Annotated in this window: 7 protein-coding genes; all 7 read right to left on the bottom strand. The window is 31.7% G+C overall.

Translation table 11 applies throughout. The features are described from left to right. Positions 1 to 2: 2 nt before the first annotated feature. The 7 genes from cyoE to ruvA all read right to left on the bottom strand — a co-directional run bounded on the left by cyoE (position 3) and on the right by ruvA (position 12589). Positions 3 to 905: a heme o synthase gene (cyoE, locus tag G4L40_RS00080; RefSeq protein WP_166234794.1), complete on the bottom strand. Its 903-nt coding sequence runs from the start codon at positions 903 to 905 to the stop codon at positions 3 to 5. Positions 906 to 993: 88 nt separating this feature from the next. Further along, entirely contained in the window at positions 994 to 3099 is a 2106-nt protein-coding gene (locus G4L40_RS00085) for a capsule assembly Wzi family protein (protein ID WP_166234796.1), read from the bottom strand. A gap of 6 nt (positions 3100 to 3105) precedes the next feature. After that, complete coding sequence (gene deoC, locus G4L40_RS00090; RefSeq protein WP_166234798.1) at positions 3106 to 3849, bottom strand: deoxyribose-phosphate aldolase; 744 nt, start codon at positions 3847 to 3849, stop codon at positions 3106 to 3108. A gap of 104 nt (positions 3850 to 3953) precedes the next feature. Continuing rightward, positions 3954 to 4331 (bottom strand): VanZ family protein, encoded by a 378-nt coding sequence (locus G4L40_RS00095; RefSeq protein ID WP_166234800.1) that lies wholly within the window; start codon positions 4329 to 4331, stop codon positions 3954 to 3956. Further along, entirely contained in the window at positions 4300 to 4680 is a 381-nt protein-coding gene (gene gcvH / locus G4L40_RS00100; RefSeq protein ID WP_166234802.1) for a glycine cleavage system protein GcvH, read from the bottom strand. Before gcvH ends, G4L40_RS00095 begins: the two co-directional genes overlap by 32 nt. Positions 4681 to 4807: 127 nt before the next feature. After that, positions 4808 to 11944, bottom strand: coding sequence for a T9SS outer membrane translocon Sov/SprA (gene sov, locus G4L40_RS00105; protein WP_166235604.1), 7137 nt, complete (start codon positions 11942 to 11944; stop codon positions 4808 to 4810). 63 nt (positions 11945 to 12007) lie between these two features. Beyond that, on the bottom strand, positions 12008 to 12589 hold the full coding sequence (ruvA, locus tag G4L40_RS00110; protein ID WP_166234804.1) for a Holliday junction branch migration protein RuvA: 582 nt from the start codon (positions 12587 to 12589) through the stop codon (positions 12008 to 12010). Positions 12590 to 12594 lie beyond the last annotated feature (5 nt).

The following is a 12594-nucleotide window of genomic DNA, read 5'->3' on the forward strand; positions in this document are numbered from 1 at the left end:
AACTATCGTAAAAATTTATCTAAAACATACACTATTTGTAACAATGAAATGTATGAAACGCTCACTAACATTAATTTTCTAGCTGCTTTTGCATCCATCTCTTTATGCAGTTTGAAAGCATAATACAACATCCAAATACCTAATAAAACTACCACCACAACAGCTGGTTTAGACAAAAACAATTTTCCTGTAAAACCAAACGCTGGAATTACCGAAGCTAAAATAGTCCAAAAGGTATATAAAATTGTTTGTAATGCAGTCTTTTTATCTTTATTTCCAGTTGGCAACATAAAAAATCCTGCTTTCTTGTAATCATCATACAAAAACCAACCAATAGCCCAAAAATGTGGAAACTGCCAAAAGAATTGAATAATAAACAAAGTACCCGTTTCAATACCAAAATGACCTGTTGCTGCTACCCAACCCAACATATAGGGAATTGCTCCAGGGAACGCGCCCACAAATACAGATAATGGTGTAACTGTTTTTAACGGCGTGTATAAACTCACATACATAAAAATCGAAATTGCGCTAAACATAGCTGTTTTCGGATTTACGTTGTATAAGATAATTAAGCCTAGTATGGTTAAAATGCTTCCTAAAATGAAAGCTGTCTGTTTGGTCATTCTACCTGATGGAAGCGGACGATTTTTGGTTCTATCCATTAAGGCATCTAAATCTTTCTCAATAATTTGATTAAAAACATTTGATGCTCCTACCATACAATATCCACCGATAGCTAATAATAATAGCACAAACCAATTTTGTGAAGACCAAGAATCAACACCCAACAAATAACCCGCAATTGTTGAAAAAACAACACTAATTGCTAATCGTGCCTTTGTAACTTCTACAAAGTCTTTATATAAAGATTTTTTAATTTGAGGTTGTGTGTTTGTGTCCACTTTATTGTTTTTGCTTTGAAATTGCGTGCAAATATACGATTTGGAAATTAGAATTTAGAATTTAGAATTTAGAAAATCTAAAAAACCACTAATAATCAAAATACCAATTAAACAAATCACTTCTTAGTCCAATAGAAAACCAAGTTGTATTTGATTGCACAGTTGTAGCCGTTTCAGCTGTTGGATCAAAGTTTCTAAATAAAACGTTTCCAAAAACTTTTAAATTTGAAGCTGGATTAACCAAATATCCTACTTGTAAATCGGCAATCATAACGGTCGTTTTATTTCCTTGCGCTATGGAAACACCTGTATCATATGGACGATTTTCATCATAATCTAAATAGATGTTTCCACCGTAATTAAAAGTATCCGTTCCATTATTGAAATCAAATCCGCGTTGACCATAAATTAATTTTGCGTCCGCGAAGTATCTTCCTTTGTAATATTTTGCAATAGCTACTAATTCTCTGAAATTAGCACCCCAATTATGCCCCATACTTTGATTGTTGTGTCCATAATTTGTTAAAGGATTACTATGTGAATACACATAAGGCCGCACTTGATTGTATTCTAATTGAAGCATCAAATTTTTAATTTTAAATGCATCATAATATTTTACACCAACTTGATATCCAAATTTATTTCTCCAACTTTGATTGCTTTCTTGAACATCACCTATAGCAAATTCGTCGATTAAAAATTGTCCATAAAAGTTGATCTGATTGTTCCATTTGTATTTTGAAGAAAGTCCTAATACCGCATTTCCAGCTTTTGAAGACGAACCAAACTCTACAGCTCTATAGAATATCAATGGATTTACAAAGTTGAAATCAAAACCTCTTTCGTTGGTATTGGTCCAAACTACATTTTCAAAGAAACCTAAATTAAATCGTTTTGTAACATTCCAACTCAAGTAATGGCTTGCCATATATTTTGTTGCATAAGTTCCGTCAACAGTTGCTAAATCTCTTACATCTTTTAACCACATGTAAGTATTTGTATATTTAATTTTCCAAAAGGTTGTATTAATTTTAAAAAAAGGATATGGACTAGCTCCATCACTTTGCAATAACGAACGATATCCATCTCCAAGAAAATTTCTTCCGTAGCCTAATTGCAAATTAATGAATTGACTTGGCGTGTATTTAATATTTGCTTCTGCCATTGGAAAATCATAAGCATCTTCTTTAAAACGTTTTGCGATTCCAATTCCAGGAATAATAGCTGGATTTCCACCAGAAGGCTTAATACTTTCTGCATAGGCATTGTAATAATCGGCAAATCGCCCTTGACTTTCATAAATAGAAGTAGTAAAAGTTAATTGCTTGCCTAAAGCTCCATCTATTTTTACTCCACGTGTATTTACAAATGTATTTGAAGCTTCACTTTCGGTATCTTTTCCAATTCTTAAATCTAAAATTGGATTCAATGTAAACCAATATCCTTCACCTTGTATGGCAATTAAATTTTCGTTCCAAAATTTTCTTCCCCACCACGATTCTTTTTGTTTCAAAGCCGTTTGATTGACTACCTCAAAATCATAATATTTAGCTACTTCATCATACGAATAAGGTTTTGAAGCTGTATGATTATTACTTCCCACTTGGTTTAACAAAGCATCAAATACCGCATAATTTTGATGTGTAAACGGAATATTTCCGTTGCTTTTAAATTGCGGATTTTCAAATGGTTTATATACAATTGAATCATATTCAGATAATTCTTTTGTGTTATCAATAAGCTTACTATTCGTCTTATCTCGTAGCACTTGGTTCCTATCTTCGAAAGGTTTTGGTTGCTCTAACGGAATAGAAAGTTTCAAAGTGAATTTTGAATAAGTAGGTTTTCCTGAGTATTTTGCAGGAACTACTTTCGGTAAAGTTTGAAAAACCCTTTTTGTTTCTGTTTTTAATGACTCATGTGTGGCATCAATATATAAAACTTTAAATGCTCCAATAGTATCTACTTCAAAAAGCACCATTACATTTCCCTTATAATTACTAGCTTGTAATTCTTGTGGAACTTTATAATTAGTATAAAAAAAGTTTTGAATAGTAGTATAAAAACATCCTTCTTGTTGATTGCTCATAGCGTTTGCACAATCTGGAAAAACAGGAAATTGTTCATTGGTATTCGTTTGAGCAAAAGCTGAAAAACCAATAATTGCAATCAGAAAACACAGGGACTTTTTCATAATTTATTAATATTCGCTATTAGAAATTTCTCCATTAGCAATTGCTTTTGCTGCAGAAGTTCCAATTCTTTTTACACCCAGCTGAACCATCTCAACAGCTTCTTCATAGGTTCTAACTCCGCCAGCGGCTTTAACTGGCAAAGGAAATGAATTTTCTAACATTAATTTAATTGTTGGAACAGTAGCGCCATTTGGCATTCCTTCTGGTGTTTTATAAAATCCTGTAGATGATTTTACAAATACTTTTTCGTAGTCTTTTTCACTACAATTAGCTATTACTACATTTTTTATTAATGCTGACAACTGCACTATCTGATGATTATCTAAAGCAGCAACTTCAATAATCCATTTTACAATTTTGTTATGTTTTAATCCAAATTTTGTGCATTCAATTACTTGCTTTTTCACTTCGTCAAGTGCTCCATTTTTGAATGCTTTGTAATTAACTACAAAGTCTAAATCATCAACACCATTTTCTACAGCTTGAGCAGCTTCTTCAAGTTTAGATTCAAGAGTACCATCTCCTTCTGGAAAATCTATTACAGTTCCAATAGTTACTTTAGAATTAAACTTTTGAATCATTTCCTTTGCCAAAACCACTTTATCTGGTCGAATCATAATCAATTTAAAGTTGTTATCAATTGCTTCTTGAATGCAATTTCTAACCACTTCAGTATTCTTTTCTTCCGATAAATTTGCTTGTTCCGCTGTTTTTAAATAAGTGGAATCTAAATATTGCTTGATGTCCATTTTTTATTATTTGTAATATGTGGTAAAAATAAAAAATCCCATCGAAATGGGATGTTTTTATTGTAATTATTTGAAGTTTTTATACTTAAAATAATTTATGTAAGTTACTTTTTGTTTAAAAATACAGAAACTACAAAAATTCCAAAAAGCGCACCAAATGTATTGGCTACTATATCATAAAAATCTGCTTGTCGATTTTCTGTTAATAGCGACTGCATAACTTCCATAGTAATTCCATACAAAACCGCTGCAAAAACTAAAACAAGGCTGAAATTTTTATTTTTCACCTTACTTTTTAATGCTAAAAACCAAAACAGCACAAACACAAAATAAAATATAAAATGAGCTATTTTATCTTTTCCGGGAATACTTAATTTAGGTGTATTATTTAAACTTACTAGACTTCCAATGGTAATTCCAATTGTCCAAAGTATAGCTAGTATTAAAAAATTACGCTCCGATAAGTGCTTTGTAATCTTCACTTGATAAAAGTGTTTCCATTTCTGAAACATCTGAAATTTTTACTTTTACCATCCAACCATCTCCATAAGGATCAGTATTTACTTTTTCTGGATCTGACTCTAAAGAATCATTAAATTCAATAATCTCACCTGAAAGAGGTAAAAATAAATCAGAAACTGTTTTTACTGCTTCAACTGTTCCAAAAACTTCATCTTTATCTAATGTTTGATCTAATGTTTCCACTTCAACATAGACAATATCACCCAATTCTTTTTGAGCAAAATCTGTAATTCCTACTGTTGCAACATCGCCATCAACTAAAACCCACTCGTGGTCTTTTGTGTATTTTAAATTAGTTGGTATATTCATTTTAATATGATTTTTTGTTGTACAAATGTAATTGTATTTATTGAATTGCAAAATATGTTTTTTGTTATTTTTTCACAATCCTTTAGAAACAAAAAAACCTGTAAATGACTACAGGCTTTTTTGTTTTTTAGTTCCCAAAATTATATCTAAGTGTGAATCCAGCTCTAATATTAGTAATTGGGAATGATGTTGAAATTACCGCTTGAGAGAACTGATGATCATAGAATAAAATCGCAGTTAGATTTTTACTAAACGAATAATCGGCAGTAAATTTAACCGACCATAAATTTTGCCCTCCTCCTAATTGATTGTTATCATAATCTAGATAACGAACAATTGTATTGCTTTTACGCAAAGAAAAATCTGCTTTTATATTAACATCACTTTTTATAACTCCTGAAACATTATCTGCTAAAGAAGAATTTATGGTAACATCTTTAATTCTATATCCAAGTCCTATGATATATTCATTTCCACTTACTTCTGTTAGTAAATTATTATCAAAACTCATATTTAACGTTCTGTCTTTTTTAATTTCGGCTAAAATTTTAAGTGAGTTTTTCAAAGTCATATCCACTTTAATTAATGGATTAAACTGTTCAGCTAAATTTACATTTGAGATTAATTTATTAGCATAGAAATTCCCATTAACATCCGTTGGAGTTGTATTCAAATTAGAGCGGAAAGAATTAATGTTATAACTAGCTCTATAGCCATGTTGAATTGAAAATGTTTTAAATTTATCTTTAAACCAAGTATAACGCATTAAACCAGTATATTTTACATTCCAGTTTGGCAACGGCACGTTTCTAAACACTCCTGTCGAAACTTTTCCAGCATCTGTTCCAGAGTACGCAGCAATGAAAGCTGGAAGTAATACTTGTTGACTATTTTTACCATATCCTATTGGATATCCTTCTGCATCTCTTGGTATAGTAACATTTCCATAATATGACTCTGCTAAACGATTAGCAACTTTTATACGATTATCTCTAAAATCTTCAAAAGCTGCTGAAAAATTAATATCACTTTGTGAAAATGCAGTTTTTATTAAAATCGTTGAAATATTAAAGTTTCCAAAATCGTAAGGTGAACGCGAATTATATTGGCCCGCTGTAACATCATACTGCTCAGAATAATTAAAAGAATACATTCTTTCTCCTGTCAAATCAATTTTTAAATCTGGGAACGGTTCTAATTGAGCCGTAAAATTTAATTGCTTGTTTTCAACTTGAGTAAAATTTTGATTGAATTCCGGAAATGAAGTTAACCAACCATTTTTAGCTGCTTCATATCGAACATCAGATTGACTTCCAAAAACAAATCCAAGTGTTGGTTTAGAAGAACCAAAGAATCCTAATCCTGGTAAATATCCTGGTAGTACAGTTCCGCTATTTTCAGTGTAATTTACTTGGATATTTTTTATACTAGTAACCACTCCTATTAAACCACTTACAAAAATATTTCGTTCAGTATTAATGTTTTTATTTGCTGCCACTAGTTTTTGTCCTGGTTTTGGAGCTGCTCCTTTATCTTTAGTATCTTTCGATTTGTTTTTTGATTTATTTGATTTGTTTTTAGTTAAACCAATATATTTATAAAATGTGTCCATATTAAACGTAGTGTTTAATTTGTGAGAACTTGCATTTTGAATTGTATTTCCTAATGAATAAATAGTTCCATCTTCTGCTTCAACAGTTGAATAAGCATCTGATGAACGTTGCCAGTTGTAATCACCAGTGTAAATATATGTTGATTTAATAAAAGCTAATGCTGGAATTTTATTAATTGGCAAGTCATAATTTACTACAATTTGTTGGTTGTGTTGGTTAGATTGACCAATATTCCAATAATCATCCCAAATATCTAATCCATCGATTGGTAAATTATTTTCATCCAAATAATTTCGCACAATATTATTAGAAGAAGCCGTATAATTTACACGAAGTGCTTTTGTGATATTGTAATTAAAACCATACTGATAATTAAAGAAATAATTTCTTCGATACAAATCACCAAGCCCGATTCCTTGAACATCAACCAATCTGAAACGTTGTTTATTGAATTGTCTAATAATGTTTGAACTAAAGTTGATATTTGTTGGCAAGAAATTAAAATTAAAATCTGTCAATAATTTATAGTAACCACTTTTCTTTAAGGCTTTTGAGTTTTTGAATGGCTCAATAGTCTTTGGTTTAAATGTATAGGCGTAATCAACTGACGAACGATTTTGTTTATCTACTAGACTTTCGATTTCATAATCATGATGCTCCGTTTCGTTCAACGAATAAGAAAGTGTTAAGTTTTCAACATCATAAAAATGAGTTTTCTTTTCTGGATTCTTTTCTTTTTTAACACCAATGAAGTTGATACTTGTACGTTTTGTATAATCTATAGCTCTATTTTCAATATTAGCTCTTTCAGTAGCATCAGTTGTAATATCTAATAGTTGATTTAACTCAATATCTTGATAAAACGGATCATATTTTGGCGTAATAGTTTCTTCTCCAACTGCATAATTAAACGGTAAATTAACTCCCCATTTTTTAGGTAATAATTTTCCTAAATTTACATTGGTTACAACATCATATTGAAAAACGTCTTCTCTACTTCTTTCGTTTGGTCCTTGTTCTAATGACCCAAAACCAATGGTACTAATTCTTGTTGTTGCAGAAACATTTGCAAAATCAGCAAGATTTGTATCCAAGTTAGCCACAGCAGCATATCCTCCTTTATTATCCATATCAGAAATACGCAACTCATTGAACCATACTTCACCCCTTAATGGATCTCCAGAGTTTTTATTTTTAACCCCAACCATTAAAGTTCTAACAAGGCCAAAATTTGGATTTCCTTTAATTCCTAAAGTTAATTTATTATCCTCTGAACCAATTGCTTCCTCTTCAACAAATCCAATTCCATTTGCATCATATATAATACCTGGATCATTTCCTAATGCTAAAATTTTAAGCTTAGTTAATAATGATAATGGTAAAGCGATTTCGTTATCTGCTGGCCAAATTTCATCAGCGGATGTAGCGCCGTGGTCTGTTACTTTTAAAGGCATTTCCACTTGATAGAAGTTATCCGTAAAGTCATTCCCAAATCGTATGAAAGCAACCATTTCATCATCTTCCAATCGATCAGGATTTGTATTTCCTTCAATTGCTTCTGCGTGTAAAAACATTCTTAGTTTTTTAAACTGACGCATATCAACATTTACATTTTTGAAAACGGCTCTAGAATCTTGCGTTTCTAATCCACCCAAACCAGACAAAGCTGGGTCTTTCTTATAAACTCTTAATGAAAGTGATTGTTCGTTTTGATTAATTACAGTATTATTATTATATAATTGTTCACGAACAACTCCTGGTGGAGTTACATAATTAATTGGACTTCGGCTACCATTTTCTTGAATATTTAAAGCAACAACATCAAATCCAGTATTATCATCATCTACATCAATATCATTTATATCTAATGAACTAGTATATCTTCTCCATTCGCCTCTTACTAAATCTAAAGCACCAAAACGCAACGTTACTTCGTCTTTAAATCCAGCCATATACATACGCATAAAACGTATTGAGCGAAAATCTGAAATTGGACCAACTTTATTAGCATCGGTAAACTCTAAAATTGGAATTTTATATAAAATCCATCTTGCTTTACCTGTTTCTCCATTTGGTAAATCCACATTATTATCTTCTCTAAAATCAGCAATATAATTTTGACCTACCGGAACTGCTCCATCTGGATAATATTGAATTGGCACTTCAAATTTAAAATAAGCATTGATGGTATTCATCGTATTATCTCGATTCACGTCTTCTACATCAGGGTAAGTTGTACTTCCTCTGTTAGTATCCGTAACGGTTACTGGTGAATTTCCTTGATTACCGTTATAATTTCTATATCTATTGATTACATCTCCAGATGCACTTAAATAGAATTGATAGTTGTCTGCTGCTGGGTCAGGTTGGGCTGCAAAATTTGTATATTTCGCCGCTTCATCAACATCTGTTAATCCGTCATAACCTGCGTCTTGTACCGTTCTATTTGCTTCAGAAGTATCAAAAGCATATATTAATGATTGAGAAGCAGGAACTTTACCCCAGGCAGTTTCTACTGTTGGTTGTGTTGAACCAGCTTCAGGTAAACCATTTTCAAATAGTTTTCTACCATCTCTTAACACATCTTCAGAAATTTCACCTAGATTGAATACTATTTTACCTGAATTTGTTGGATCAGCTACGTCTCCTGGATTTCCATAATATGGGTCCATTACCCAAAATTGAATGTACTCTACATTTGATTGCTCAAAATTTGTAGAGTTAATAGGTCGCATAATTCCTGCCCAGTTATTTGGAGCATCAGCATCAGTGAATACATTTGTTGCTGCTAATGAAGAATTGAAATTATAAGGTCCTCTATCCTTTGGAAAATAAGTTAAATCTAAAGTACTAATAACAGTTGATTGCCCTTGAGCAATGTCTGTAACTGGATATAATTCTCTACTAAAAATACGGCGCGTTTTGTTAAACGACAAGTCATCATCACTGATTCCAGAAGGAGGTTGTGTATAAAACAATGGATCTATTGAATACCAAGACATCTTTGCTCGTTTATCACCAATACTCAATACATCAACAGGTGGTTCATTTGAAGTTGGGTCGCCATCAAAATCACCTTCCAATGGCACACTTGCTAAACTCCATGATAAAGCTGAACGCATGTCAATTGTTGACTGTGAACCTTCAAAATCATCAATGTAGGTTGTAGCTTCACCATTAAATTGATCCGTTTTTGAACTACCTGGTTTTAGATAAGCTATTTCACCTCTAAATGACAAATTAGAAGGCACATCTGTATCAATATTTGGCAATTTATTTACTAATCTAGTCAAGAATGGAACCTCTGTTGAGAAATTAGTATTCAATCCAAAAATGGTATTATTAACTGATTCTTGACCATAATTTGATTTTGTTGTAAATGGTCTTTCAGTCATATTTAAAAGGGTTGCACCTATTAAAAATTTATCATTAAATTTGTGCTCTACATTGAAACCCCAAAATCTTCTAGTTTGTTGACCGAAAATAGAATTGTTCTCCACTGAAACTTCGATTGGTGTATTTGATGCTTGTAGCGAAGGGTCTAGAATTTGAACTTTTCCTAATTGATAATTTACAGTATAATCAACACCTTCTATAAGTGTTCTACCACCCGCAGTCACTACCACCGAGCCTTGCGGCACGTTGAATGCTCCAATAGAAATTCCATCACCTCCAGTAGATTTATAACGCCCTTTTAATTGAAATTTATTTTTAGCACTTTCTTGTAAAGCAGCAGCTTGTGTTGATTTATATAAATTTCTAAAAACGTATTTTGTTTGGTTTGTATTATATATTCCTCCATCATAATCTTCAGCACCATTTAAACGCAATTTTTCAAATAAATGCTTACCAAATGGCTCTACTGTGGTGAAAATAACTCTTCCTTTTTGTGCATCTATGGTTAATCCTTGAATAAAATCAAAAAAACCATCTCCACCGTCTTGTGGATCATTAGTATAATTTAATCTATCAGCATTAAACACTTTTAACAAAGGTGTATCTGCAACACCCGCAGGAAGTGGATCAATCCCTGATTGTGTTATGTAATTTAATGGCGAAGGATCGGTATATAAAATATTAAGTTTAAAATCTTCTTGTTGTAGTTGATATCCACCAGGTATTTGATAAATATTTTTCATCATCAAATCCCAAACTGGTTCTTCAACAACCACTAAATTTCCTTTCAACATTTTCAAAACTAAAGCTTGTGCAGAAGGAACACCAGCTGTATCAACATTAGTTGCATCTACTCCATCTGTACCAAATTCTCCAACTTGATATACTTGATCACCAATTGTATATTGATATGCAACCGCTAAAACTTCATCATTTGCTAGTTTTTGATTTAATGAAATGTAACCTAATTGTGGATGAAAAGTATATTCTGTAGCCGTAAGTTTTCTTGCGTTTTCTAGTTTCGCAAAATCGATTCCTTCAGCCATTGCAGGAATATTAAAACCATTTAGGGCCGTTGAAACATCTCGAATGGAACTATTCAAAAAATTACTTCCTATGTTGTTTGGGTCAAATTTATTGTTTCCATTATTTGAAGGAGTATCTGGAGTAACGTTGAAAAAACCAGCATCTGGAACTCCAACAACCTCGCTATCTGCTAATCCAAAAAGTTGTGATTCTCCCAAATCCTGAAGAGCAACAATATTTCTTAAATTGTTTTCTGTTGTGTTTACTCTGTTTTGTTTATTGGTAATCCAAACTTCAATTCTTGTAATTTGCACACGAGAATTAATATAGGGATAGTTTTCTAATGCTTTATCATATTTATTTCTAAAATATTGCGATAAAAAATAATGCCTATCCGAATCATAATCTAAGGCAAACATTTCAAAATCTTGCAATGTTCCTCCTCCTTGAGATGTAACCGATTTTGTTTGCGATTTTTGTTCCGAAAAAACACCTGTAAAAGTTGTTTTTCCAAATTGTAATTGTGCTTTAACTCCAAATAAACTTTGAGCACCTCTAACCAAAGAATTTGAAAGCGGGAAACTTACATTTCCAACTTCTATTTTTTGAATTATATCGTCCTCAGTAGGCGCATATTCTAATTTAATTAAGTTTTGAAAAGCAAACGTTGATTGGGTATCATAATTTACATTTACACTTAATCTTGTACCCACTTTTCCTTGTAACCCAACACTGATTCTTTGATCAAAATCAAAGCTGGTTGTTTTTCTGTTTCTTGGCGAAAATGATGGGTTATCTTGTTTTGTGAATCGTACACCTAAATCTAATTCTACAGAACCTGTTGGTTTCACATCAATAGTATTACTACCAAAAATTGCTTCAAAAAACTTAGAATTTACATAATATCTTGGCAATAAATTTTTCTTTGCGGCATCAGAACCAGCTTTTTTCCCATCAATAGCAGCTGATTTTTCTTGATAATATTTACGCATTTGCTCACGCAATACCAGTTCATCATATTGTTTAGGTGTTAAGATTAAAGGATAATTAATATTAAAACCATCAACTGAATTTGTATAAATATATCTATCAGATGCGGCATCATAGGTATATGACTCTAATATACTTTTAGGATTAGGCATTTCAATTTTTCCTAAATCTATGCCCGTTTTTAAAGTATCTTGTTCTTGTTCATCTACTTGAGCTTGTAGTGAATACGAAAATAACATTACTACGAATGCAATACTATATTTTAACTTACCTATTGCTTTTATTGCTGTTTTTTCCAAGTTTTATAAATTTTTTAAAGCTTGTTTTATTAAGTTTTCAACAGAGGCATTTGGGGTTTCTCTAATGATTTTATCTATTACTTTTTCAGCTGCTTTTCTAGCAAAACCTAAAACTTCTAATGCAGATAACGCTTCATCTTTATTTGTATTGCTTTCAATTACTGAAACTTCGTCTAAACTATAAACTTTTAACACTTTCTCTTTCAAATCAAGAATAATGCGTTGAGCTGTTTTTGCTCCAATGCCTTTCATTGATTGCATTGTCCCAACATCATTTGATGCAATTGCTTGAATAATTTGATTAGGAGCCAACGAAGAAAGCATAGTTCTAGCAGTACTTGCACCAACTCCAGAAACTGAAAGTAACAATTTAAACAATTCACGCTCTTGCTTTTCAACAAATCCATACAAGGCATGCGCATCCTCTTTAATTTGTAAAAAAGTAAATAATTTTAAACTTTCAGAATCAGGCAATAATGAAAATGTGTGCAAAGAAATATTAATATGATACCCTACACCATTGCAATCGATTACAACTTCGGTCGGTGTTTTTTCTACTAATCTACCTTGAATGTGAGCTATCATATAAA

Origin of the sequence: Flavobacterium celericrescens (genome assembly GCF_011392075.1) — a bacterium.
Classification (GTDB): Bacteria; Bacteroidota; Bacteroidia; order Flavobacteriales; family Flavobacteriaceae; genus Flavobacterium; species Flavobacterium celericrescens.

What these genes read in the sequence shown, in the direction of transcription:
- G4L40_RS00085 (WP_166234796.1), bottom strand. Translation starts at nt 3,099, where the DNA reads ATGAAAAAGTCCCTGTGTTTTCTGATTGCAATTATTGGTTTTTCAGCT.
- deoC (WP_166234798.1), bottom strand. Translation starts at nt 3,849, where the DNA reads ATGGACATCAAGCAATATTTAGATTCCACTTATTTAAAAACAGCGGAA.
- gcvH (WP_166234802.1), bottom strand. Translation starts at nt 4,680, where the DNA reads ATGAATATACCAACTAATTTAAAATACACAAAAGACCACGAGTGGGTT.
- sov (WP_166235604.1), bottom strand. Translation starts at nt 11,944, where the DNA reads ATGTTATTTTCGTATTCACTACAAGCTCAAGTAGATGAACAAGAACAA.
- ruvA (WP_166234804.1), bottom strand. Translation starts at nt 12,589, where the DNA reads ATGATAGCTCACATTCAAGGTAGATTAGTAGAAAAAACACCGACCGAA.